We start from the raw sequence: 25,994 nt of genomic DNA, 5'->3' as shown, positions 1-25,994 counted from the left end.
TAGATGGTGATGAGGTTGAATGGTGTTCAGATAAAAAATATATACCGCTTGACACCTATGCAAGAAGGCATGCTGTATCACTTTATCCTTCATCCTGAATCAGAGGTTCACTTTGAACAAACGGTGATTACGATGGAGGAGTCATTGCGGCTTGATCTCCTTGATCAGAGCTTTCGCGACCTTGTCGAGAGATTCGATATCCTGCGAACAGTCTTTCACTATAAAGAAAGCAAAAAGCCTCTGCAAATCGTGTTGAAGCAAAGAGAGGCAGCTATTCAGATCGAGGACATCTCTGACCTGACTCAAGATGAACAAGAAGCATTTATAGAGCAATTTCTTGTAAGGGATCGGCGCAAGAGATTTGATCTGGAGAAAGATCTGTTGTTTCGGATGACCGTTATGAAATTGAGTGAATCAAAATACAAGATGGTGTGGAGCTTCCACCATATTATTATGGATGGCTGGTGCTTGGGGATTGTCGCAAAAGACTTTTTCCATATCTACCGCTCTTATCTTCAAAATAAGAAGGCTGAGCTGGCTCCACCGTATTCCTTCAGTAGCTATATCACTTGGCTTGGCAAGCAAAATAAACAAGAAGGGCTCTCGTTCTGGCGAGATAGTCTGGATGGGTTTGATCAGCAATCTCCTTTACCGGTTGAATACATTTCAACCGGTAAGGGGTACCAGCGAGAATCGATCGTGTTCCGCATTGATCAGGTAACAACTGCCCGTCTAGAGCAAATAGCGAGATCAAATGATGTAACACTGAGCATCGTCTTTCATTCCCTCTGGGGATTGTTGCTGCAACGATACAATTATGCCAATGATGTTGTCTTCGGATCAGTTGTTTCGGGACGTCCTTCTGAGCTCGTTGGCGTGGAAGAAATGGTTGGGCTGTTTGTCAATACGATCCCAATGCGAATTCGAAGTGAAGGTAAACAGACCTTTTCCGAGTTGCTCAGGCAGGTGCAACAATTCTTCACAGCTACAAGCAGCTACCAATACTTGTCTCTGGCGGATATTCAGTCCGAAACCGCATTAAAACAAAACCTGATTCAGCACCTCATGGTCTTTGAAAACTATCCATTGACGGAGGAGGCATTCGACGAAGATGGAAAAGGCGGTTTATTCGGAATCACGGATGTCCAAGGATATGAGCAAACCAGCTACGACTTCAATTTGTGCATTATTCCTGGAAAGGAATTAGAGATTCACTTTATCTATAATGGACTTTCCTACAGCGATGCCTATCTGCAAAAAGTCCGAGCGCATCTGAATCAGTTGATTGAGAGTGTCATCCGCAATCCTGACCAGCCAATTGCAAGCATGCAAATGGTCACGGACGAGGAGCAGGCTCTCATTCTGCAACAATGGAATGACACGGAGATGCTGGTTGACCAAACGCGAACCATTGACCAGCTATTTAAGGAACAGGTCAAAAAGGGGCCGCATCACATTGCCGTAGTCGATCAGGAACGCACCTACACGTATCAGGAATTGGATGACAAATCTGATGCGCTGGCCCATGTGCTGCGTGAGAAAGGGGTAAAACCAGGCAGCATTGTTGGTGTGATGGTGGAGCGATCTACCGCTTACAGCCTCGCTATCTTAGCCGTTTTGAAAGCGGGCGGTGCCTTTCTCCCTATTAGCACCGACCATCCGAGCGAACGGATCAGCTATATGATCGAAGATAGCGGTGCCAGCATTGTTTTGATCCATGATCCGACTGTAGCGTATGCGGAGCGAATTCTCCCTACAGCAATGTTGATCAATCTGGATGATAGGAGCGTATACAACGGCGCTACATCTGATGTACAGACCCTTCATCGTTCCAGTGATCTGGCCTACGTCATTTATACATCCGGATCAACGGGGAAGCCAAAGGGGGTAAGGCTGCACCACGTCGGAATTGCCAACCTCCAGCAGTTTTTCATCAACGATCTAGGTATTACCCAAAATGACAAGGTGTTGCAGTTTGCCAGCATCTCTTTTGATGCCTCAGTCTGGGAGTTTACGATGGGGGTATTGACGGGGGCGAGACTGGTCGTAGTTTCAAAGGATGTCGTACTCGATTCTCAGGCTTTCAGTGAGTATCTGCTGCGGCATGAAGTAACAGTCGCGACGCTCCCGCCTACCTTTGTGACGTATTTGGAGCCGGAAAATTTTCCGAAATTGCAAACGTTAATCACCGCAGGTTCCGCAGCAAACTGGGAGCTCGTCCATAAATGGAGCGAGCATTGCCGATACATCAATGCATACGGTCCAACCGAAACAACCATTTGTGCAACGACTTGGACGTATGAAGGGCAAGAGGAGCTGCCGCAGCAAGTGCCAATCGGAAAGCCCATTGCCAACACAAAAGTATACGTGCTAGATGCGCATGGTCATTTGCAGCCCCAGGGACTTCCTGGTGAGTTAGCTATCGCGGGCATTAGCGTCGCTGATGGCTACATCAATCGCGAGGAATTGACGAACGAGAAATTTGTGGCAGATCCGTTTATTTCCGGTTCGAGGCTCTACAAGACGGGAGATATGGTGAAGTGGCTTGCGGATGGAAGTCTGGAATATTTGGGGCGAATGGACAACCAGGTCAAGATACGCGGTTTCCGTATCGAGCTTGATGAGGTTGAAAACGTGATCCTATCCCAGGCAGGAGTGAAGGAAGCGGTCGTGTTGGCCAAAAAAGAGCAGGGAGGAGATGCCTGCCTGATCGCTTATCTGGTCTGGGAGCAGCCTGATTGGAACAGAGATTTGCGTCAGGAGCTTTTGGCCACCCTTCCGGCCTATATGGTACCAACATATATCCATGTCCTTGAGAGAATGCCTGTAACACCAAATGGAAAAATAGATCGGAAAGCATTACCTGAGCCCGTCATGAACCGGGAGGCGAATAAGCAACTGAATCCCCCTGTTACAGAGCAGGAGATCAAGCTGGCGGAAATCTGGAAAGAAGTGCTCGACTTGCAGGAAATCAGTGTGGATGACCATTTTTATGATCTGGGCGGGCATTCTATCAAAGCAATCCAACTGGTAGCACGACTTCATAAGGAAGGAATAGAAGTAAAGATTCAAACGATCTTCCAATATGACACAGTCAGAGCGCTAGCAGGATATTTAGATACCGTAGACCGGATTCGCACCATAAAAGCGCAAGATAAAAATGATTTGGAAACCTTGATCTACGCCCATTTTCAAGTGCGAAGCAACTATGTAGAGGTGCCCTTCGGCAGCAAGCACCGAGCTGTTCTGTACGTAGAGGAAAATGCGCGGGACAAACACCAAGAAATACTGTCCTTATTGCGTAGGTCTTGTGATCCTGCGATACAGCCGCACGCCATTGAATATCTGGATCTCTCGCAAAAAGCATGGGAAAAAGAAAAGGATCATTTGCAAGAGGCTGCGCTTGATGAGAAGGAATCGTTGCAATGGCAGGAGCATCTCGTCAACGACCTGGATCAGAAGCTCCTTCGTTATTCGGAGGCGATCATCAATCAGCAGACTTTTATCAGGCAGCCACTGTCACCTTCACAGCGCTATCATGTACAGGAAAAGGATATTTCTGGAACAGTGATTCGCTTTGAGCGGATGATCGATCCAAAGACGCTGGAAAAGGCCTTTCTAGACGTTTTGAAGCGGCATCATTTACTGCGGTGCACGTTGGCTTTTGAAGAAGAAGAGCCGTATTGGAAAGAATATCCTTGCCCTAGTGAGATTGCGCTCCCTGTTGTTGATGTATCGGGTGAGTCGGATGAAAGAAAAGAAGCGGTGCGCCATCTTTTACTGAGTGAATACTTTTACAAGCAGCATGATTCGATCGGCTCTTTGTCATACAAAGTGATCCTGCTGAAAGAAAGCGAGAAAGAGTATTCGTTCATATTCCCGGCCTCGCATCTCATTTTTGATTTGATCAGCAGTGAGGTTCTTGAAAACGACATGAACCTGTATTACGAAGCGTTGGAAAATGGCACAGACCTCACGGAAACTGATCGGAATACGTATTGGGATTTCGTCCGGCAAATTACCAAGGGTCCAGTCGGAATCGAAGATCAGCAGCTTGTGGAGGAATTTGATCTTCACGGATTTGAGAATAGTCTTTTGTCCATAGAAAGACAGCTTCCCTCTTCATCCATTTTGGACGGATTCACGATTGTTACCTGCGAAGTAGATATGGACAACCCGCAGGAGACAGAAAATGCGCGTATTCCGATTGCTCTTTTAGCCAGATTTTGCGAAAGAAGTTTTGGAGTCCAAAAGGCCCCCATTTTCCTTATGAACTTTGGCAGAGCCTTTATGGGGAACCATTTCTTCGATGTGCTTGGCGAGTGCATCGATCATATTCCGCTTCATATTGATCCGGTGTGGAGTCTGGATGAGTTGGAAACGTATGTGAAAGTTCGGTTGGATCTCGCAAAGGAGAGGAACATCCATTTCACCAATCTCGTACAAAATCCTGACGCAACGGAAAACTATCCTCTTTCCCACCACTCCCTCATCCAATCCTTGCAGATGACACCTATTATTTGCAACTTTTTGGGTGAGCAGAACAAGAGTCAACCAAGTGAATACGATCACCTGTTTATCAAAGGAAAGAAGCGTATTCTCTTTGAGGCTTCCTATACATCCATGGGCAAAATGAATATTTTTATGGCTCTGCCATATCGAGAGGATGAAAGGAAGCTGCGAGTGATCTTGGAGGAGGAAGCGAAAAAATTGATAGGGATGCCTCTAGTCATACGCTAAAAGTCGCCTAGGCATCGTATTGAAAATCGGCAGATGAATTCCGCTCTATTCCGGGTTTCTTGTCCGTGAATTGTAGCGGGATCATCTTGCCGAAATAAATCGTCAGCTAGAGGGATTACTATTCAGGGAGGTTAAGATGGGCAACCAATCATACGGATTAAATATTTTTCTCTTTTCTTTTACTCGTTTCATCACGGAATTAGGTAGCGGTGTCTACAAATTTGCACTTGCCCTGTACATTGCGGATGTGACGGGTTCTTCCGCTGCATTTGCAACTGTTTTGGGCTTTTCGTACTTACCAGGGGTGCTGATTAATATTTTTGCAGGTGCCTATATTGATAGACACAACAAGAAAACAATCATGGTTGTCACCGAGCTGTTAAGCGGTGCGCTCGTTCTCTTGTTTTTACTGTTTTTTCTCCAGTTTCCGACGAATCTATGGCTGTTTGTCGGATACGCCTTCGTGATCAGTACCATTCAGGCTGTTACGTATCTCGCTTTGCAAGCATCCATTCCTGAGCTGGTAGATGAGGACAGAGTAGGAAGTATGAACTCTATTTACCAAGCGATCAGCGCCATTCTCAATGTAGCGGGTCCTTTGGTAGGGGCGGTTGCCTATGGTTTACTGGGGATGAAAATGATTTTGCTGATTGATGGCCTTTCTTTTATCGGAGCAGGCATCTTGCAGATGTTCCTCCGTTTCCGCAAGACCGAGGCAGTACAAGAGACAACGCAAAGCTATACAGATACCATCAAGGAAGTCTTCCAATATATCCGTGAACAGGTTGTCATCAAGTACTTGTTCCTGATTTTCCTTGTGCTCAACTTTATTTTCCCTCCGCTCATGTATGTGGGGCTGCTGCATATTGCCTATCGAGTCGAAAAAGTATCGATGGAGCAGTTCTCCTTTATTCAGTCCTCCTGGTTTATCGGGATTATTATCGGAGCGGCTGTTGTCTCTATGAAAAAAGTGAGCAAATACGTTGAGAATAAAATCTTCCTTTTGATTCAAGTGCAAGGGCTTCTGTTGCTGGCATGGGTATTTCCGATTTTTGTTCCGGAAACGAGTAACTCCTCATGGATCATTACTGGCGTATTTGTCGCGATTTTATTGGTCTCCGCCATCTTCAACTCCATGGGGAACATCCCGATCTTTACCTTTGTTCAATTGAACACGCCTGAGCATTTGCGTGCCAGCATGTTTGGAGTGGTCGGCACTTTTACTGGGGTGGCCGTACCTTTTGGGATCTGGTTGTACGGTATTTTACTGGAGGCCGTGCACTGGACGTATCTCGTGTTGGCATCGGGTGCCATCATTTTCGTGATCGCCTTGATCGCTCATCTGAACAAGCAAGTAAGCCAATACTTTAAGACAAAAGAAGAACATGTGGTTGCAGACAAGTCTGCTTGAGCAAGGTCAAGATAACGAGAGAGAATGGGATGTCAGTTTCATTCAAAAAGACAATGACAAAACTACTGGAGGACTCTACGTGAAGAGTATGCACTATGTCGTTTTGACAATTGTACTGATGTTCATCGCGGGATGTGGAGAGGAAGCGAAACAGGAAACGGAGCAAACCAAACAAAAGATCGTACAAGTGCACACCGTAAAACAGACGGGTTCCTTGCCGATACCACTCACTGCTTTCGTTGAATACAAACAGGCGAGCCATTTAGCCTTTGGGGCTTCTGGTACGATTGAACGAATGAACGTAACAAAAGGGGCAAAGGTGACACAAGGCCAGGTGTTAAGTTCACTAAATACAAACTATTATCAAAAAGGGCTGGAAGCAGCACAAAGCCAGGTTCAAAGTGCATCTGCGTTGCGTTCAAAAACGTTGCAAGGAGCAAGCCCAGATCTCATCAGCAAACAACGCCTGGCAGTGGACAGCCAGGAAAAGCGCTTGAAGGATGCGCAACGGAAATGGGAGACAGCCCAGGAGCTGTTTAAGGGCGGCGCTATTTCACAGAGTGAGCTGGACAGTGCGCAGTCGGAAAAAGAGCAAATCGAGATTTCGCTACAAGAGGCGAGAATTACGTTGGATAAGTTGCTAAAGGGTGCGGAAGTAAACGAGATTGCCAGTGCAGAGGCCGATTTGAAACAAGCGGCCAGTGAAGTAGAGCTGGCAAAGAAAACCCTTCAAGAAACACAACTCGTCGCCCCGTTTAGCGGTACGGTCATCGATGTGACCAAAAAGGCAGGCAGTCTTGCCCAGCCAGGTGAAAGTATCATTCACCTGGTTGATAGCTCGGAAGTGAAGCTGAAGGTCGATGTCCCATTGGATGTGATGGAAAACTACAAGCAAGGGGACACGGTGCCTGTGGCAGTGGAGGGAAAGCCCAAAAGTACAGGTACCATAACATTTATCTCCCCCGTTCTCAACACGGAAACGGGAAAGTATCTTGTAGAGATAGCTGTTTCCAATAAAGACAACGTGTTTATAGAGGGGATGGTCGCGACTGTAGAGATGTCACGTAAAGTAAACGGGATGCTCGTCCCCGTCCAAAGCGTGGGCGTTAAAGAATCACAGCGCTTCGTCATGGTTGTCGAGAATGGTGTAATCAAGAGACGCGATGTGGAAGTGGGGCAAATCATTGGAAATAACGTCGAGATTTTATCTGGCCTACAGTCAGGCAATCAAATCTTAATCTCCGGCATAACGTACTATGCCGAAGGAGAAGTCGTTACGGTGAAAGGGGAGTAACCGGTGGACAAGGTCATTCTCTTTTTGCTGAAACGAAAAGTGATCCTCTATTTGTGCACATTCCTCATCGTGCTTACCGGAATCGGTGCTCTCTTTTCCTTCCACGTGGAGCTCGTACCGAAAACAAATTTGCCTTGGATTGAAGTGAATATTTCAGGGGGAGCGCTGCCGCCTGAAGAGATGGTGGAAAAAGTCACAAAAAAAATAGAAAAGGAATTAAAATCTGTAACTGGGATTAAAAATTTCTCATCAAAAACAGGGACGGGGTTTTCTGGCATCTCGATCCTTGCAGAGGATGGGGAAGGTGAAAAGGTCAAGCAAGAGACACAAAATATTGTGAATCGGCTGCGCAACGAATTTCCTAAAGTAGTGGATACCGTAACCGTCACTCAAACGAATCTAGGTGATGAGGACTTAATCGACTACGCAATGGTTGGTGCCGATACACAGACCATGCTCACCTTGCTGAAGACGACCATTAAGGATCGAATAGAATCCATCCCGGGTGTGAAGGAAGTAGTCGTATCCGAGGACGGTTTTGAAAATAAGGTTGCGATAACATTTCGTCCTGAACGGCTTACTGCCTATCGAACGACAGCAGCGGATGTTGTGGGTCAGCTTCAGGGTGCCAATTGGAAAAAAGCCGTGGGGATATTGGAAAATCCCGGGTTTGACACCGTTGTCATGATTGACAACAGCTTAAAAAATGTAGAAGAGTTCAAAGCCATTTTGATCAAGACACCCAAGGGCAAGGTGGCACTCGAACAACTGGCAACGGTGAGTGACCTGCGCGGTAGCGTGAATGACGCTATTTCCATGACAGAAGGAGACCTCTTTGTCCAAATCAGTGTAAAGCGCGCTGCGGGGAGTGACTTGATCACCACACAGAAAAAAGTAGAGGAGGTTGTGAGGCAAATCAATGATGAAGCGGGCGGAAACTACGAGCTGAGAGTCATGTTTGAATCCGTCTCCTTTATTAAAAAAGCGATCACCAATTTGAGTCGAGATGTTATCATCGGGGGAATATTGGCAATCCTCGTACTCTGGATATTCCTGCGAAATTGGCGTGTGACAATGGTCATTGCAACCACGCTGCCTCTGTCTATCCTGATGACTTTCATCGCTCTGAAAGCTGCTGGTTATAACATTGACATGGTGGTATTGATATCACTGAGTTTGTCAATCGGATTGATTGTCGATGCCGCGATCGTTGTTTTGGAAAGTATTTATCATTTGAGAGAAAAGGGAATGCAGCTGAAACAGGCCATCGTTCAGGGCTCAAAAGAGGTGATAGCACCTGTATTTGCTTCCCAATTAACCTTGATCGTTGTGTTTTTACCGCTAGTGGTCGCGGATTTTGAACAGTGGCTGAAGCCTATTCTTCATACCATTGCGTTTACCGTTACCTCTACGATTCTTGCATCAACGATTGCAGCTTTTCTGTTTGTTCCGATTTTTTCCGAACGTTTTCTCCAACATGATAAACAGTTGCAGCCCCGTAGCGAAACAGGGAAAAATGGGGTCGTTTCTCTCTTTCAGCGATTACTGCTGTTAACCCTTCGTCATCGAATTCTCACATTGCTGGTGGCTCTTGCGGTGTTTGTAGGAGCCTTGACTCTCTTCCCATTGATTAAAATGGGAAATGGCTTGAATGCCAATGAGAATCAAATTTTTGCCACGTTAACGATGCCAGATGGCACTAGCTTGGAACAGGCGCAAACAGTGGCAGTTGAAGCGGAAAAAGCGTTAAGAGAGCTGTCCGACGTGAATCAAGTCTTTTTTACGGCAAAGAAAGAGACTGTGGAGTTAAATATTACATTAGTAACCAAGTCGCAACGAACACAAGAGAAAGAAGCGTTTATGCAAGAAGTAAACGGTCGCTTGAATGCGATTGACGGTGTGGAACAAACAAGTATGACATTTGGATTCTCTGGTCAATCGGCACCCATTGAGTTGCAGGTTGCTGGTGAAGATTTGGAGGTTTCGCGGTCGATTTCCGCAAAAGTAGAAGAAATGCTGGCGAGCATCCCCGGTGTAGTCAATATTCGGAATGACTTCGAAAGAGGGAAGGAAAAAGTAACACTGATACCAAATCAGGAGGCAATGTCTCAATTACAGGTTGACTCAGAATCATTGGACAGCCAAATCAGCCTGCTGCTTGGAGAGCAGCCCCTATCCACAATCAGTCAAAATGGTATCGAAACCTCGATTGTGGCCAGATTTCCTGAGACATGGGTGACACATCCTGACCAGCTCCAGCAGATTATGATACGAACAGAAACAGGCTCACAGGTCCCGTTACATGAGCTGGTCGATTTCCATTTCAGCAAATCTCCGATTACGATCAAACATGAAAAAGGAGAACAAATCATCACGGTATCAGCAGAACTGCTGGGCACGGATATTGGTACGGCGGGCAGAGAAATAAATGAGAAGCTGGGTACAGTGGAATTGCCCGCTGGTTACAAGATCGAGATCGCTGGCGATTTGAAGGAACAGAATAACACCTTTACGCAAGGAATTATCGTCCTGGTAGCGGTCGTCTCCCTCATCTACGTGATTATGGTGGCCCAGTTTGGGAGGTTATCTCAGCCGTTCATTATCATGCTGTCGTTGCCAATGGCCTTGGTGGGAGTCATTCTCGGATTCGTGGTCACGCAGCGAACCTTTGGTGAGATGGCGATGATTGGGCTCATCATGCTGGTCGGAATTGTTGTTTCCAATGCGATTCTGTTAATTGACAGAATTAATCTGCTCCGCTCACGGGGGATGGGGTTGGAAGAAGCGATTGTACAGGGCACGCGAGATCGTGTTCGTCCGGTGATCATGACCAAGCTGACAGCGATACTCGGTATGCTACCGATGGGACTCGCTGTTGCGGAAGGAGCAGAACTAGAAGCACCGCTTGCTACCGGGGTAATTGCGGGGTTGATTTTTCACACGCTCGTAACGCTTGTATTGGTTCCCGTGCTTTATTCGATTTTTGAGGGAATTCGCGAAAAGAGGTTAGCGCGAAAAAAAGCACATCGCACTGTTGATTTGTAGAAAAGGGAAATGGGGTACGGCGCTGGAGAACCAGCGTTGTGCCCTCTAACCACTTCATAGAGCGAATCACATTACGACAGGTGATTCGGCAAGGGTTAAACACAAAGGAGGAGCAAGCATGAGCATAAAAGTAGGCATTATTGGCTCCGGTTCCATTGCAAACGAACGGCATGCGCCGGAGTATCACCATCATCCAAATGTCGAGCTTTTCCTTGTGTATGACCCGAATCCAGATCGTGCTCAGAAGCTGGTTGCCAAGCATGGGGGCACGGTAGCTGCTAGCTGGCAAGAGGTCGTTCATCATCCTGAGGTCCAAGCGATCAGCGACTGCTCGACGAACGAAATGCACCATATCATCACGACAGAAGCATTATTGGCGGGAAAACATGTCTTGTGTGAAAAGCCGATCGCGACGACGAGCGAAGGTGCACAGGCTATGCTTGCAGCTGCCAAGGCTACGGGAGCGATTCTCATGGTCGACCACAATCAACGGCTGGTTATCGCCCATCAAAAAGCGCGTCAGATCATTGATTCAGGTGAGCTGGGGCGCATCTTATCCTTTAAAACAAGCTTTGGACATAAAGGGCCTGAGCATTGGAGTATCAATAAAACAAACGCCACATGGTTTTTTAAAAAGAACCGTTCTGCACTCGGTGTTGCTGGAGACTTGGGCATCCATAAAGTAGATCTGCTGCGTTATTTGCTTCAGGATGAAATCGTGCAGGTCAGTGCCTTAACAGCTGTTTTGGACAAAAAAGACGAGGACGGCCTACCAATTGAGGTATGCGATCATATGGTATGCCTTTTACGAACACAATCGGGTGCGGTGGGGACTGCTTCCTTTAGCTGGAGCTACTACGGTGAGGAGGACAATAGTACAATTCTTTACGGCGAGCGTGGGATCATGAAGATTTTTGCTGATCCAGAAAAGGATATCGAAATCATAGCAGCTACGGGCGAAAGAAGAGTAGAGCGAACTGGAGCGATACAGACCAACGATCATCAGACGAACAGTGGGGTAATCGATGCCTTTATAGACGCGATCCAAAATCAAAAAACGCCAATCGTCACAGGAAAAGATGGGCTTATCGCTCTTTTGATTATCGAAGCGGCCATGGAGTCAGCTGCAACGGGGAAAACGATTTCTTTGCAACAAAATATTGGATGATTGCCATGTTGCTTGGTCACACTAAGGTGGGAGGTGTAACCATGGAACGAACCATTCAGGTCAATGGTGAGGATTATCATTTCGAATCAACGTATGATGGGGATTCCCAGTATAATGTACAAGTGCGATGCGGCAAGAAAGTCGTATCGAGTTTCAAAATCTCGGCCGGATCGGAAAGTGAAGTGTTTGAGGCTGCCCGTGCTCATTTCAGTGCGGATAAGGAATTGGGCAATCTAAATGGATAGAGACCGATCTAGGAACGCAGCTTGCGAATGCAGGGCTGCGGTTTTTTCTTGCACAAAAGGAAAACTCATGATAAAGTGATTTTGTTTCCACGGAAACAAATATCGAGTTAGATGAGGAGCTGATGCTGCATTGGACCCGAAAAAGAAGCTTTGGAATCGATGGATCACCTTTCTACATAAACAGGAGGAGCGCAGCAAGCTACGTGAAGAAATGCTATTGCGCCAGATTAAAATCAGCGTACCTGATTACGATAAAGTTGGAAGGTTATCCGTAACAGAGCTGCACGTCCTTCAAGAAGTAGGGAGGAAGGATCGAGTCAATGTTACGACAATTGCACAGCATATTGGGGTAACAAAGAGTGCGATATCCAAAATAACAGTCAAACTTTTGAAGAAAGGATTACTCGAGCGCTATCAACTCGAAGACAATCAGAAGGAAGTTTTTTTCAGGCTGACATCAGCAGGAGAAATGGTAAACGAGATTCACGAACACTACCATCAACGCCTGGAGAATGACGTGTACCGATTCTTGGATAGGTATACTCCCGCTGAATTGGCATTTTTGGAAGAGGTCATAAGAGAAGCAACAGAAGATTAGGGGAAACAAACAACTGATGTTCATTATTTTTTTTGTAAAAATTGTTTCCGTGGACACAATATTAAAGAGATAAGAGGAGAGCAACCATGAATCCAAAAAAAGTACTGTACTTACTTGGGATAACGCTAATGCTAGGTATGTTCGCGCAAAATTTGTTCATGCCTATTTTACCTGCCATGCAAAAAGAGTTTCAGACGAGTGCAACCATGATTAACTGGACCGTTTCAATCTTTACCGTCATGCTCGCGATTATGCAAATCATCTACGGACCATTTATCGATCGGTTCGGCCGAAAACGTGTCATGATACCTGCCCTGATCCTGTTTGCGATCGCGTCAATCGGATGCTATCTGGTCGATTCTATTTATGGGCTACTATTTTTCCGGGCTTTACAAGGAGCGGGGTTTGCTGCCATTCCGATCATAGCCGCAACGATCATTGGAGACTTATTTACAGGAATCCAACGTGCATCTGCGATGGGTACTTATCAGATGCTGCTTGCGCTCAGTCCGGCAATTGGTCCATTGTTGGGAGGCTGGATTGGCGGCATCGGCGGACATTCAGCGGTCTTTTTGTTTTTGGCGGTCTGCGCAGTCTTTCTCGTCGGCATCAATGCTACACTGTTACCCGAAACGAAAAGGAATCAAGCTACTTCATCAGGCAGTTTTACACGAGGGTCTTTCCGTAATATTTTACTCCACCCAGTCGGTGGATCTGTCATTTTGATCGGTTTTAGCCAAATGTACGCCTATTATTGCTTTCTGCTGTTTCTCCCGGTCCAATTGACGCACCACTACGCAGTCTCCGTTGAAAGAATCGGATTGGTCTTCTTGCTCGTGTCAGCTGTCTTTATTATCAGCAGCAAGCTGTCTGCTGTCCTGCAAAATCGATGGGGAGCACGTAAAACATTACTGGTGACGACCGGTTCAAATGCTTTGGCGATGTTTCTTTTTATGACTGCGGCTGATGTTTCTTTTCTTCTGCTTGCCATAACAAGTACGCTGTTTGCCTTAACCTTGGGTGTAGGTATGCCTGCACATACGATTTTGCTATCCGAAGTATTTGAAGCAGAGCGTGCAACTTCCATTGGTGTGTACAATTTCATCCGATATACGGGGATGGCTGCAGGTCCTGTTGTAGGTGCGATGCTGTTAGAATGGGGAGGGGTCTGGTTTGAATTTGGTATGGCTGGTATCCTCATTGCTTTGGCGGCCTTATTCGCACGACAAAAGGTGAAAAGAACCGCAGTGAATATGCAAGGGGAGCTCTAATGTTCGAACAGACTTTTCATGTTCGGCTAAATATGCTACAACAGGGATGAAACAATGGAGCGGGAGGAGCAATCAAAAGATGCAGCATCAAGAAGAACGGGACCCGAGGGTACTGATTGCAGGTTTTAGCGAAAATCCGTCCAGCATCCAGTCACTATCCGAAGGCGAATGCCTGACATTCCTGCAAATGCTCCAACAGCATCGCCAAGAACATCCAGGTGAAGAGCTTGATTTGATGGAAGCGATGGTGTTGACGCGGATGTCTGCTTTGCGGATGCACAAAACAGGAGGCCATACGCTTGCAGCTGAATGGGTAGATCGTGCGCTTCAACTAGCCCCTGATTATCCCTACGCTGGGGAAGTTAAGCTCGAGCTGTACTTTACACAGTTGCGATCCCATGCCTTTCTCACTGAATTCAAGTCCGTGCGTGAAACGGATAACGTCGTCATGCGCAGGAGAACAGTTGAGGTGCTGGGAGAGCAGGCAACCAATGAACTGGCTGAAATTACGAAGTGGCGCTCTCTTGCGGAGGAAACGCTACTGGCAGCGCAAAAGTGGAACGATTCGGAGGCGGAAGCTACGGCTGCTGGCCTCGTGCTGTTATACACGGAACGAGAAAACTTATTAATACAATTGCAGGAACGTGTTCATGCGTATGGAGCGTCTTTATCCGGGGTCTTTTACTCCAGTGAAATGCTCGTCCAATTGCAAGAGACGATTTGCGCTTTAACGAACCAGCAAGAGCAGAAAGAGAAGCTCCTGCCGCAAAGGAACGAAAGGGTAGAAGATCGCGAAAAAGCGCCGCAGCAAGATAGGAGTGCTTTAGAGCAATTGGAGCAGTTGATCGGCTTGGATGAGATCAAACATCGGGTTCGGCAGTTGGCGCAATTTCTTCACTACCGTCAGCTGCGCGAAGAAAAGGGCTGGCATATGAAGGACCAGCTCCCCCTTCATCTCGTACTGATGGGGAACCCAGGCACTGGGAAGACGACTTTGGCTCGCTTGATCGCCAAGCTGTATCAAGAGCTAGGGCTGTTGGCAAAAGGACAGCTCATCGAGGTGGATCGTTCTCAGCTGGTCGGCGCGTACGTGGGACAGACCGAGCAGCGCGTCATGGATGCGATCAAGCAGGCAGACGGCGGCGTCCTGTTTATCGATGAGGCATATAGCTTAAAGCGCCCAGATAGCTCCGGCAGTGATTACGGACAAGTGGCGATAGACACGCTTGTATCCGCTATGACGAGTGGTGAGTATGCAGGACGCTTCGTCGTGATGCTGGCGGGCTATCCCGAAGAAATGCGGCATTTTTTGTACGCCAACCCTGGGCTGAATAGCCGTTTTCCAGAGACAGGCCACTTTTTGCTGCCGGACTATCAGGCAGACGAACTGGTGCAAATCGCAGAAGAAGTAGCTGTACGGAACGATTTTACTCTGACAGAGGCGGCAAAAGTTACGCTACGCCAGCGCATTGAAAAAGCGCAAGTAGATGAGACGTTTGGCAATGCACGGGCAGTCACGAATATCGTGCTCGATGCTATCTTTGCTAAAGGACGCGAGACAGACGGTAAGGAACTGAAATGGGATGACTTTACGATTCTGAAGCCCGAGGATGTACGTGGCTTCGATCCGCCGCAAAAAGAAAGAAATGCGGAAGCTCGACTGCAAGCGTTGATTGGTCTTGCCCAAGTGAAGATGGAGCTGAAAAAAATCGCTGCGTATGTGTCCGTCCAGCAAGAACGCGCAGCAAGAGGCCTGCCGAAAAGTCCGATTGAGCTGCATGCCGTCTTTACTGGAAATCCAGGCACAGGGAAGACGACGGTTGCCCAGCTGTACGCGCAGATTTTGCAAGAAATCGGCTATTTGAAACGCGGTCATCTTGTTACGGCGAGTAGAGCCGACCTGGTAGCAGGGTTTGTCGGTCAGACCGCAGCGCTTACTCGCAGAAAAGTTCGAGAAGCTTTGGGTGGCGTTTTATTTATCGATGAAGCGTATTCCTTGCTCGGCGGGGGAGAGAGGGATTTTGGCCAGGAAGCGGTTGACACGCTCGTAGAGGAGATGACCAAGCACGAAGAGAATCTGGTCGTGGTCCTCGCAGGCTACCCACTCGAAATGAATTCACTACTAATGAGCAACCCTGGACTTTTGTCACGGTTTAAAAAATATATTGCGTTCCCCGATTACACGGTGCAGGAACTCGTGCACATTCTTGAACAGGCTGCATGTAATGTGGGGTATGTGATTGAGAAAAACGTGCTGGAAATGATCTCACTGTCCTTGGATAAAGCAGCCAGTGATCATCGATTAAATGGCAACGGTCGTTTTAGCCATAACTTTTTGCAAGAGGCGATCCAAAATCAGGCTGTGCGACTAATGGATATTCCGAAGCAGGAATGGAATCAGGAAATGCTAATGCAGTTGGCATGGACCGATTTTCAACCGCTATTACAGTGGACGGTAGAAGAGGATGGGACAAAAAAATAGTTTTTGTCCCATGTCTATGCCATCTTACTCTTTTGACAATTCACCCTTTCTCTTATAATGGATAGAAATGGTTTTATTATGCCATGGGGGGAAGGGTGTTTGGTTTGCGAAAAAAATGGCAAGCAGCTTTATGCACGACACTTGTTCTGACGCTTTCGCTAGAGGGCATTCCGGCGGATGCCAAGCAAGAGGGAGAGCGTCGGGGCAATATCCAGATCGAAGCAGATAAGGGTCTTGCACTGGACAAGCTATCGTCGAAAAAGAGAGAGTCTGAGCTCGTCGTTATTCAGTTATCTGGTCCTGTTCGTGAGGAGTGGAAAGAAGAACTGGAAGATATCGGCGTCACGCTTGGTGATTACATACCGGATTATGCATTCATCGCAAAAATAGAGGATGAACAGGTAAGAAGGGAAGTCGAGGAGCTTTCCTTTGTCGAAGATGTGATGGCCTTTACACCGAAGTCCAAGGTATCGTCCGAGCTTCGCTTTGAAGGAGGAAACAGAGAGCGGGTCGATGTTGCCGTCATTGGTTTCAATCAACGGGTGGACATGTATCGAACAATGACGAAAATGACGGAGGATCAAGATATACGAGACATTCAATCACCAGAGGATGCTCCGCATATATCAATCGCTAAGATGGATCAGGAAACGATTGAACAAGTGATCGAATCAGATGATGTCATTGCGGTTGTCCCCGTGCCAGAAAACAAGCTGCACAATGATGTGGCAGCTACCATCATTCATTCGGACAAGCTGGCCTCGACAGGGTACACAGGCAAGGGACAAATCGTCGGAGTCGCCGATACCGGACTTGATACAGGGAAGCTCCAAACGATGCATCCAGATTTTAAGGGCCAGATTGAGAAGCTCATTTCACTTGGCCGACCGAATGATGCAAGCGATGTCCATGGTCATGGTACGCATGTAGCCGGGTCCATTGTAGGTACAGGTGAAGCATCAGATGGACAGTATAAAGGAACGGCACCGGGTGCCAAGCTCATATTTCATTCCATAGAGAACGCGAAAGGGAAGCTCGTTACGGATGTCGAGACCATTTTGCAGGAAGCATACGAAGAGGGAGCCCGCATTCACTCTAATTCATGGGGGGCGGATGATAAGGGAGAGTACAGCTTGTCATCGCTGCTGTTTGATCGTTTTTTATGGGAGCATCCAGATATGACGGTGCTTGTTGCGGCTGGAAACGACGGCCAGAAAGGCTATAAAACGATCGGGAGCCCAGCCACGGCTAAAAACGTCATCGCCGTTGGCGCTACGGAAAATGTTCGTCCCAGCTTGGGGAAGAACTCCGATAAAGCGGACGATGTGTGGGTATCGAGCAGTCGCGGCTTAACAGGCGACGGGCGTTTAAAGCCCGATATTGTCGCGCCTGGTACAGCGATCTTGTCCACGCGCTCTTCACTGGCACCGAGCAAAAATTTCTACAAGCGTTTTAATGAACATTACGCCTATATGAGCGGCACGAGCATGGCTACGCCAATTTTAGCGGGTGGTGTGGCACAAATCCGGGAATTTTTGCAAGAAGAAGGGGAAAAAAATCCGAGCGGTGCATTAGTAAAAGCCATGCTGTTGACGAGTGCCGACAACTTGGATGAAGACATGCGAGAGCAAGGCTTCGGACGAGCCAATCTGGCGAATGCGATTGAAACGAGCTACAAGGACGAGAAGGATGGCATTCGCACGCGTGAAAAAGTTACGTATAAGGTCAAGGTCTCAGATGATTCCAAGCCTTTGGCCATTACGCTTGCGTGGACCGATTATCCCGCTGCTATAGTCGCAAAGCGTGCACTCGTCAACGATTTGAATCTGAAGGTGACGACACCGAGTGGAGAAAAACTGAACGGCAACGACTTTTTTGAGGCCCCGTACAACGACGAAGTGGACAACCTGAACAACGTCGAGCAAGTATGGATTACCGAGCCGGAAGAGGGGACCTACACCGTGACGGTCGAAGGCTATAACATCCCAAAAGGACCTCAGCCGTATGCGCTAGCAACAACGGGAAAATGGCAAAAGACCGATGACGAGGAAGAGGAGGAGCCCCCGGTTGAAAAGGAGCCTTTCCGAACAGGAAAGCTGACCAAGAAGCAGAAATACATGGACTATTCCATTCGCGTCAATGAGCCTGGGGATTTGGAATTGTCCGTAGACTGGAAAGAGGATGCAGATGTTGATTTGTACGTGTATAACAGTCGTTCAAAAGAGCTTGCGTCTGCCACAACGTCCGACAATCCTGAGCAACTAACCGTGAATATCGAGCAAACCGGCCTGTACAAAATTCGTGTGGTGTTAAAGGAAGGCAAAGAAGCGAAGTATCGCTTGTATATGAATAAGCCAGAAAAATAAATCAAAGACACAACCTTCTTCTTCTGAACAGATGAAAGGTTGTGTCTTTTTTTAGTGCTGTTCTTCCTTGCTTAACCAGTCCAGCGCTCGCATGGCGATTTCCAAGCAAATCCTGTTTTGCGTTGCCGTGTAATCCTTACCGAGAATTTCTTCGATTTTTTCCAAGCGATGATAGAGCGTTTGACGATGAATGAACAGTATTTCCGCAGCTTCCTGCTTGGACAGGTTACTATCCAAATAGACACGCAGCGTATGAACGAGCGAGGAGCCATGTGCTTGGTCATGGGCTAACAGCGGGCCGAGGTAATCGCTTATGAAGGTCTTTAGCACAGGCTCACTAGGTATGTGGAACAGGAGTCGGAACAATCCGAGATCAGCGAAAAACGGGCTCGATGATTCCTGACAAAAAGCCAGTGCCTGTTCCGCCTCGGCGAGGTGCCGTCCAGCGTCTGACAACCGTTTTCCGGCTCGACTGATGCCCATCCTGATTTGAGCATCTGCTCCTAGCATTTGCGTCATGATTCTTTTTACATCGCAAAAAGCTTTTTCCAGGGTGTGCCGGGAATCTGTAAGCGGCCGTTGCTCGATCAGCAAAAAGTAAAAGCGATGGCCCATGCAACGTATGAAAGGACGAAAGTGATGACGGGTCATAAGTGAACGGAAGATAGCCGTCAGATCGTGCGGCGGAAGCGAGTCCTCGGCCAGGTTCTTCCGCTTCTCAAACGATAAAATAATCATGTGATAGGCTGAGGTTTTACCGCTGCCCGTGATACCGAGCAAGGAACGCATTTGTTCCTCTGGTATGGAGCGATTGGCGATCAGATCATCAAACAGCCGATTTTCGGTAGCAAGCGCCTGTTCTTCCACAAACATTTTCCGCATTAAAATTTGGGCCATCGCGCTGACCGTATTGTCTAAGGTCAGGAGCAAATACTCATCCGGACTGCGTTCAAACAAAACAATGCCCACATAAGCGAGCACGTGTCCCATTGCCATCACGGGTTGATAGGCAAGCTGCCTGGTCGCAGATAGAGAAAGGAAGCGGACGCCAGCTTCACTACTGTCCAGTCGCGAAAAATGAGAGCGCATCAAATCGCTCATCTCCACTGCAACATCATGCGGTACCACTGGAGCAAATTGTGTCGAGCCATCTGGTGCGTAATAGAAGACCTGCGTCTGAACCGCCACCTGAAAATGCTGCAATAGCTTGAGTATGCCCGCTGCCTGCAAGCTGAGCTGTTGCAAACTGCGAGAGTAGGCTTCGAGATTGCGGAGTGCTTGCATCTGCGTATGGATCAAATGCTCGTGCAAATCTTGCGTGATGTCCACAAAGCGGACAGGCTGATGAAAAACGAGCAATGGAAACTGGTGGTGGTTCGCCAACTCAATCATATCTTCAGGGATGGAGGGGATGTAACGTCCCAGCTCGATGCACAGCCCGACTGCTTTTCGCCGAATCAGCTCTGTTAAATACGCAAGTCGCTTTTCCTTTTCTTCACCAAATCCTAGTCCGGTTGAAAGGATCAGCTCGCCGCCATTTAAAAACTGTCCCGTATCGGCAGTCTCCAAGACGTGAACCCAGCGAACGGGACGGGACAGGCCACGATGCCCCGCCACGACTTGGGCATGCTGAAACAATGGACGCTTGATGATTTCTGCAATGGTCAGGCGCAAATCGTTGCTCATCAGGATCACCTCTTCTATTTACACTCTGTAAGATTAACCCTACGTAATGCGTTACGCTTTGTCTAGTGCTGACAGGCATTATTTTTGGATAAAATGTAATTGTCAATCAATTGAACGTGAGGAGTTGAAGGGATGAACACAGCTATCGTTGGAAATCCATTGAAAAACTACATTGGGGGACAGTGGGTAGATTCACTAACGACACGTTTTGAGGATGTACCCAATCCGGCAACAGGAGAATTGTTGTCGCGCGTGCCACTGTCGACAAAAGAAGATGTGGACAAGGCTGTTGCTGCTGCAAAGGAAGCGTTTGTGAGCTGGAGTGCTACCCCTGTCGTGGATCGTGCGCGCATTATGTTTCGTTTTCATAGTCTTCTCGTAAAGCACGAGGATGAACTCGCTCGGATGATCACCATGGAGAACGGGAAAAATCTGCCTGAGGCACAGGCGGAGCTATTGCGTGGGCTGGAAATGGTAGAGTTCGCTTGTGGGATGCCGACATTGATGATGGGTGAAACATTGCCTAATATCGCAAACAGCATCGACAGTCAGGTGATCCGCTTTCCTTTGGGGGTAGTCGGCGGGATTACACCGTTTAACTTCCCTGTGATGGTCCCGATGTGGATGTACCCGATAGCGATTACCGCAGGAAATACGTTTGTTCTGAAGCCCTCGGAGCGTACGCCACTGTCTTCGATTCGGATCGCCGAACTGCTAAAGGAAGCAGGGCTGCCAGACGGTGTATTCAACGTCGTAAACGGAGCGCATGATGTCGTCAATGGTCTGTTGGAGCATCCGAACGTAAAAGCGATCTCGTTTGTCGGTTCGCAGCCGGTTGCAGAATACGTGTACAAGACAGCAGCGGCGAACGGGAAGCGCGTACAAGCACTGGCTGGGGCGAAAAATCACCATTTGGTCATGCCTGACACGGATTTGAAGCGCGCGGCAAAAACAATTACGAGTTCAGCTTTTGGCTGTGCAGGAGAGCGGTGTATGGCAGCCAGCGCTGTAGTAGCTGTCGAGGAGATTGCCGATGAGCTGATCGCGCATCTGATCGAGGAAGCGAATGCTCTCGCGATGGGGAATGGTTTGGAGGAAGGCATCGATCTCGGTCCTGTCATCCGTGATTCGCACTTGTCCAAAGTACATGACTATATCGAAAAAGGTGTCGAGTCTGGTGCCGAGCTGGTACGTGATGGTCGCGAGGATGCGAAAAAGCTGCCGGATGGCTACTTCCTCGGGCCAACGATTTTTGACAGGGCAGATGCAGAGATGGTCATTGTCCGTGACGAGATTTTCGCGCCTGTCCTCAGTGTCATGCGTGTGAAAGACTTTGAAGAGGGCTTGGAGACGATCAGCCGCTCGCGTTTTGGCAATGGGGCGACCATCTACACGAACAACGGAAAATGGGGAAGAGAATTCGTTCAGCAAGTGGAAGCGGGGATGGTCGGTGTCAATGTAGGGGTGCCTGCTCCGATGGGCTTCTTTGCTTTCTCGGGTTGGAAACAGTCCTTTTACGGTGATTTGCATGCAAATGGAAAAGATGGCGTCCTCTTTTTCACGAAGAAAAAAACGGTCACATCCAGATGGTTTGAAGATGGCGATACCAGCATAGGCTCGCAAAAAGTGTTTGTAAAATAACCTCTTACGAAAAAAGAAGGAGGATTGCGCGATGGAGCAAGAACAAGTGACAAAAGATTTTGATAAAGAGAGCTTGCTGGATGCCGACCGTTCGCATATGTGGCACCATATGTCCCCCTACAACCCCAATCCGATGATCGTAACGGAAGCGAGCGGATCATGGATCACCGATATCGACGGGAACCGCTATCTGGATGGGATGTCTGGCTTGTGGTGCGTAAACGTTGGCTATGGCCGGCAGGAGCTCGCAGACGCCGCTTACGAGCAGCTGAAGCAATTGGCATATTTTCCACTCACCCAAAGCCACGTACCCGCTATTCGTCTATCCGAGAAGATCAGCGAATGGCTTGGCGAGGAGTATCGGGTCTTCTTTTCTAACAGCGGCTCGGAAGCGAACGAGGTCGCATTCAAGATTGCCCGACAATATCATCACCAGAACGGAGAGCCGGGCCGTTACAAATTCATTTCGCGACATCGCGCTTACCACGGGAATACGATGGGGGCTCTCGCTGCAACTGGTCAATCCATACGAAAGGAAAAATACGAGCCATTGGCACCTGGCTTCCTTCATGTACCGCCGCCTTATTGCTATCGCTGTCCGGCTGGAAAATCGTACGGCAAATGCAATCTGGAGTGCGCCCAATACTACGATCAAGTGATCAATTGGGAAGGCGAAAAGACAGTGGCTGCCATCATCATGGAGCCGACCATTACCGGGGGAGGCGTCCTCGTTCCTTCGCCGGAATACATGCCAAAAGTGCGGGAAATCTGCGATAAGTACGGTGTGTTGATGATTGTAGATGAGGTCATCTGCGGATTTGGCCGCTCCGGTCAAAAATTCGGGCACCAAAACTTCGGAATCAAGCCAGACATTGTGACTATGGCCAAAGGTATTACGAGCGCCTACTTGCCACTTTCCGCAACAGCTGTACGGGCTGAAATCGCAGACAAATTCAATGAGCAGGGGAATAATCTGCATTTTCGTCATGTCAATACGTTCGGCGGCAATCCGGCGGCATGCGCACTAGCCCTGAAAAATCTCGAAATTTTAGAAGAGGAAAAACTGGTGGAGAGAGCTGAGGAGCTCGGTGCAGAATTGCGTGCCAAGCTGGCTTTTCTCGCAGATCATCCATACGTTGGAGACATCCGCAGCTTCGGCTTCCTGATGGGGATTGAAATGGTAGAGGATCGTAAAACAAAGGAACCTGCGGCGCCAGCGAAATTGACACAGGTGATTGCCGAGTGCAAGAAGCGTGGGCTGATCATCGGGCGTAATGGCGACACCATTCCGAGCTTCAACAATGTGCTGACACTTTCGCCACCGTTTACCACGACGAGCGATGATATCGATTTTATTGCGCAGGTTATGAAGGAAGCCTTTGATACACTGGAGTAGGAGTAGCTTGTACGAATAGAACGAATAGATGAAAGCAGCGGCAGACTAGGAGATGCGAAAATCCTAGGCTGCCGCTGTATTTATTCAACGATGGAGCTGATAGCGCTTTTGCAGCTTTTCTCGATGTGCTTCCAAAATCTCTTCAAAAGGAACCTCGTATTGATTGGCCAGCAAGATTAAATTCCCGAGTACATCGCCCAGCTCTTCCACCAGCTCCTGCCGAGCTTCCCCAGCGAGTTTTTCCCCTTCATCAGGACGATCTCGCCCAATTTCAATGGTCCGAACAGCTCTTGCCAACTCGCCAGCCTCTTCCATCAGAAAACCTACACGAATAAACGGGCCGTACTCTGTCCATCCGCGTTCTTGATAAAAATCTCCAACCCATTTTTGAAACTCGGTTATATTCACATATATCTGTCCCTTCCTGATTTTAGTATAATTATATTACACGCAAAGAAATTTAGGAAAAGCCATTCTACTTCAACAAGTTTTGGGAGGATGACATGAAACGTATTTGTGTTTATGCAGGTTCCAATCCGGGTGTAAACCCACTTTTTGAGCGGTATGCACAGGAGTTGGGAAAAGAACTGGTCGCTCGTGGTCTTGAATTGGTCTATGGTGGTTCCAGCATGGGACTGATGGGGCGCGTTGCAAATGCAGTACTGGAAGGCGATGGCAAAGCGATCGGTGTCATGCCTACAGGACTGTTCCGTGGAGAAATCGTACATAAAGGGCTGACAGAATTGCATGAGGTCCTGACGATGCACGAGCGCAAAGCGAAAATGATCGATCTGTCTGATGGCTTCATTGCTTTGCCGGGCGGATTAGGTACCTTTGAAGAAATTTTTGAAGTCGTGAGCTGGGGCCAAATTGGTATTCACCAAAAGCCAATCGGACTGTTGAACGTGGACGGCTACTATACGCCGTTGATGCAAATGGTGGAGCATGCGACTGAAGCCGGATTTATTCCCGCTATGCAGGGCGAATTGATCCTGTGCGAAAGTGATCCCGCTGTTTTGCTAGATCGGATGAGAGATTACACACCGCCAGTGAAAGTGAACAAGTGGTCGGAACTGGATAAATAAGAACGTGAAAAAATAGCCCGAAGCCCTCCATTTGCAGGAGGAATTCGGGTTATTCTAGTTATTGACAGGATGAATGCAGGAGTGTTAATGTAGTTGATTATATCCCCAGTAAACGCATAGGAATAATATTAATATGACTCGTCTTCATACGTCAGGAGGATTCTTCATGAACAGATCAGCGAAATGGCTACAACTCTCCACTTCAGCTGCCGTACTCTCTGCGGCGCTCGTTTTTCCAACCGCAGTCGGTGCAACAACGAAAACAACGGTAGAAGCGCACGTAGAGTGGAACAGCTTTTTGCAGCAGCAATACGGTGTGACTTTTGACAAGACGGTAACTCGCGAGCAATTTGAGAAAGCATTGGTCAAGATCGTATCTACTTCCACAAGTATATCGGAAAAAGACTTCTCAGCCAAAACTTTCTTGCCTGTATCCAAAGATGCCTCCAAGCTGGTTGTATGGGAAGCAGTCAGTGCTGCCGCAAAAGCTGCTGAGTTAAAAGAGCTCGGGTATACATATAGCCAAGAAAAAGTGGCGGCTGCCTTGAAAAAAGCAGGGATTTCGTACAAAAAAGGCGGCGCGCTTACCTTGCAGGCTGCACAAGAGCTGGCTGTAGCTATTGACACGGGACTTGTGTCCGCCAATGCTCTGAAGTCTGCTTCTGTAGAAGGGGTCGTATCCGCAGAGCTTGCGGGTCAATTGCTAGCCAAAGTAGCAGAGTTCCATGGCTCTGCCAAAAACTATTTGGGCACAATCGCCGATGAAGAGATTTTTGGCAAGCTCGTACAGGCGTGGAACGAATCGCAAATCATCAAAGCCGGTGAGTTGCAAGAACTCGTAGACAAAGGCTTGAAGCAAAACCTGATTACTGGCTACAATCTGAAGGATGCCGCATTCGATCCTCATTTTGATCCGCAGCGCACGATTACGTATGGGCATAGTGATATCGCTCACGCCATTCAATTAATCGGCCTGTTAAAAAGTGAAGGTGTCAATGCCAAGGTTCAATTTGAGCCAAAAACATCTGCCTTCATTTACTTGAAGGAATGGGGAGAGCCCGTTCAAACAGCCGACTATGAGGTCGTTCAGATTGAAAACGGCAACTACATTGCGTATGCCAAGGAATACGATCTCAGTCTGGAATTCGACAGCGTAAAAGAGAAAGAGAAGTTCCAGCCACTTGTTTTGAAATATGCCAAACGAGATCAAGAGGACATGACCGGGTTGCTCAAGGCTTCTTGGTGGCAGCCGCTTTATCATTCCCGTACGGAGCTGGCTGATTATGCTGTCATTACGAACAACGTGTTAAAAGATGGTCGTTATGTTGTGCAGTCGTTCTCCCTGAATGAAGAATCACCAAAAGTCGTGGAAGGCTTTCACAAGCTGAATGACAAAGTAAAGGTAGAGACATACAAATTTTGGGTAGATCAACCATTCTTCAATTATCTCAACGGTGAATCGAAATAAATATCGTGCATCGAAAAGCGTCCTTTCCATCACAAGTTCAGGGTAAGGACGCTTTACTCTTTTATATTGATCATGGATGAAAAATTCCGTTTAGCGGA

Annotated in this window: 16 protein-coding genes; 14 read left to right on the top strand and 2 right to left on the bottom strand. The window is 47.8% G+C overall.

The window, feature by feature from the left end; genetic code table 11:
* Positions 1-3 precede the first annotated feature (3 nt).
* The 10 genes from C7R91_RS23745 (at position 4) to C7R91_RS23700 (ending at position 18,620) form a co-directional block, all read left to right on the top strand.
* Complete coding sequence (locus tag C7R91_RS23745) at positions 4-4,740, top strand: non-ribosomal peptide synthetase (RefSeq protein ID WP_308812367.1); 4,737 nt, start codon at positions 4-6, stop codon at positions 4,738-4,740.
* A gap of 136 nt (positions 4,741-4,876) precedes the next feature.
* Positions 4,877-6,151 (top strand): MFS transporter, encoded by a 1,275-nt coding sequence (locus tag C7R91_RS23740; RefSeq protein ID WP_047067569.1) that lies wholly within the window; start codon positions 4,877-4,879, stop codon positions 6,149-6,151.
* A gap of 88 nt (positions 6,152-6,239) precedes the next feature.
* A complete protein-coding gene (locus tag C7R91_RS23735) occupies positions 6,240-7,445 on the top strand; it encodes an efflux RND transporter periplasmic adaptor subunit (protein WP_236697815.1) in 1,206 nt (401 codons plus the stop codon).
* 3 nt (positions 7,446-7,448) lie between these two features.
* Complete coding sequence (locus tag C7R91_RS23730) at positions 7,449-10,490, top strand: efflux RND transporter permease subunit (protein WP_047067567.1); 3,042 nt, start codon at positions 7,449-7,451, stop codon at positions 10,488-10,490.
* A gap of 118 nt (positions 10,491-10,608) precedes the next feature.
* Positions 10,609-11,658, top strand: coding sequence for a Gfo/Idh/MocA family protein (locus C7R91_RS23725; protein ID WP_047067566.1), 1,050 nt, complete (start codon positions 10,609-10,611; stop codon positions 11,656-11,658).
* A gap of 41 nt (positions 11,659-11,699) precedes the next feature.
* Positions 11,700-11,903: a hypothetical protein gene (locus C7R91_RS23720; protein WP_026043127.1), complete on the top strand. Its 204-nt coding sequence runs from the start codon at positions 11,700-11,702 to the stop codon at positions 11,901-11,903.
* A gap of 130 nt (positions 11,904-12,033) precedes the next feature.
* Positions 12,034-12,501 carry a MarR family transcriptional regulator gene (locus C7R91_RS23715; protein ID WP_047067564.1) on the top strand — a complete coding sequence of 156 codons (468 nt, stop codon included), beginning with the start codon at positions 12,034-12,036 and terminating at the stop codon, positions 12,499-12,501.
* Between the two features lie 86 nt (positions 12,502-12,587).
* Positions 12,588-13,772 carry an MFS transporter gene (locus tag C7R91_RS23710; RefSeq protein ID WP_047067562.1) on the top strand — a complete coding sequence of 395 codons (1,185 nt, stop codon included), beginning with the start codon at positions 12,588-12,590 and terminating at the stop codon, positions 13,770-13,772.
* Positions 13,773-13,851: 79 nt separating this feature from the next.
* The gene (locus C7R91_RS23705; RefSeq protein WP_047067560.1) at positions 13,852-16,254 is read left to right on the top strand and encodes an AAA family ATPase; all 2,403 of its coding nucleotides are present in this window, start codon (positions 13,852-13,854) and stop codon (positions 16,252-16,254) included.
* Between the two features lie 95 nt (positions 16,255-16,349).
* Positions 16,350-18,620 (top strand): S8 family serine peptidase, encoded by a 2,271-nt coding sequence (locus tag C7R91_RS23700; RefSeq protein WP_047067558.1) that lies wholly within the window; start codon positions 16,350-16,352, stop codon positions 18,618-18,620.
* Positions 18,621-18,671: 51 nt separating this feature from the next.
* Here the strand turns inward: C7R91_RS23700 and C7R91_RS23695 are convergent, their stop codons facing one another.
* Entirely contained in the window at positions 18,672-20,306 is a 1,635-nt protein-coding gene (locus tag C7R91_RS23695; RefSeq protein ID WP_047067556.1) for a PucR family transcriptional regulator, read from the bottom strand.
* A 132-nt stretch (positions 20,307-20,438) separates the two neighbouring features.
* Between C7R91_RS23695 and C7R91_RS23690 the strand changes: the two genes are divergently transcribed.
* The gene (locus C7R91_RS23690; protein ID WP_047067554.1) at positions 20,439-21,947 is read left to right on the top strand and encodes a CoA-acylating methylmalonate-semialdehyde dehydrogenase; all 1,509 of its coding nucleotides are present in this window, start codon (positions 20,439-20,441) and stop codon (positions 21,945-21,947) included.
* Positions 21,948-21,978: 31 nt separating this feature from the next.
* Entirely contained in the window at positions 21,979-23,343 is a 1,365-nt protein-coding gene (locus tag C7R91_RS23685; RefSeq protein WP_047067552.1) for an aspartate aminotransferase family protein, read from the top strand.
* An 84-nt stretch (positions 23,344-23,427) separates the two neighbouring features.
* On the opposite strand, the gene C7R91_RS23680 is transcribed toward C7R91_RS23685, so the two are convergent.
* Positions 23,428-23,751, bottom strand: a complete 324-nt coding sequence (locus C7R91_RS23680) for a MazG nucleotide pyrophosphohydrolase domain-containing protein (RefSeq protein ID WP_047067550.1) — start codon at positions 23,749-23,751, stop codon at positions 23,428-23,430.
* 95 nt (positions 23,752-23,846) lie between these two features.
* Between C7R91_RS23680 and C7R91_RS23675 the strand changes: the two genes are divergently transcribed.
* Positions 23,847-24,428, top strand: coding sequence for an LOG family protein (locus C7R91_RS23675; RefSeq protein WP_047067547.1), 582 nt, complete (start codon positions 23,847-23,849; stop codon positions 24,426-24,428).
* Between the two features lie 166 nt (positions 24,429-24,594).
* Positions 24,595-25,896, top strand: a complete 1,302-nt coding sequence (locus C7R91_RS23670; protein ID WP_047067546.1) for a hypothetical protein — start codon at positions 24,595-24,597, stop codon at positions 25,894-25,896.
* The last annotated feature ends 98 nt before the right edge of the window (positions 25,897-25,994 follow it).

The organism is Brevibacillus formosus (genome assembly GCF_003013405.1).
Lineage (GTDB): Bacteria > Bacillota > Bacilli > Brevibacillales > Brevibacillaceae > Brevibacillus > Brevibacillus formosus.
The sequence above is the reverse complement of the archived record's forward strand: the minus strand, read 5'-3'. Positions and strand labels throughout refer to the sequence as shown.

Excerpts from the sequence above, each read along its gene's own strand:
- C7R91_RS23745 (WP_308812367.1), top strand. The coding sequence starts at position 4 with ATGGTGATGAGGTTGAATGGTGTTCAGATAAAAAATATATACCGCTTG.
- C7R91_RS23740 (WP_047067569.1), top strand. The coding sequence starts at position 4,877 with ATGGGCAACCAATCATACGGATTAAATATTTTTCTCTTTTCTTTTACT.
- C7R91_RS23735 (WP_236697815.1), top strand. The coding sequence starts at position 6,240 with ATGCACTATGTCGTTTTGACAATTGTACTGATGTTCATCGCGGGATGT.
- C7R91_RS23725 (WP_047067566.1), top strand. The coding sequence starts at position 10,609 with ATGAGCATAAAAGTAGGCATTATTGGCTCCGGTTCCATTGCAAACGAA.
- C7R91_RS23720 (WP_026043127.1), top strand. The coding sequence starts at position 11,700 with ATGGAACGAACCATTCAGGTCAATGGTGAGGATTATCATTTCGAATCA.
- C7R91_RS23710 (WP_047067562.1), top strand. The coding sequence starts at position 12,588 with ATGAATCCAAAAAAAGTACTGTACTTACTTGGGATAACGCTAATGCTA.
- C7R91_RS23705 (WP_047067560.1), top strand. The coding sequence starts at position 13,852 with ATGCAGCATCAAGAAGAACGGGACCCGAGGGTACTGATTGCAGGTTTT.
- C7R91_RS23695 (WP_047067556.1), bottom strand. The coding sequence starts at position 20,306 with ATGAGCAACGATTTGCGCCTGACCATTGCAGAAATCATCAAGCGTCCA.
- C7R91_RS23690 (WP_047067554.1), top strand. The coding sequence starts at position 20,439 with ATGAACACAGCTATCGTTGGAAATCCATTGAAAAACTACATTGGGGGA.
- C7R91_RS23685 (WP_047067552.1), top strand. The coding sequence starts at position 21,979 with ATGGAGCAAGAACAAGTGACAAAAGATTTTGATAAAGAGAGCTTGCTG.
- C7R91_RS23675 (WP_047067547.1), top strand. The coding sequence starts at position 23,847 with ATGAAACGTATTTGTGTTTATGCAGGTTCCAATCCGGGTGTAAACCCA.
- C7R91_RS23670 (WP_047067546.1), top strand. The coding sequence starts at position 24,595 with ATGAACAGATCAGCGAAATGGCTACAACTCTCCACTTCAGCTGCCGTA.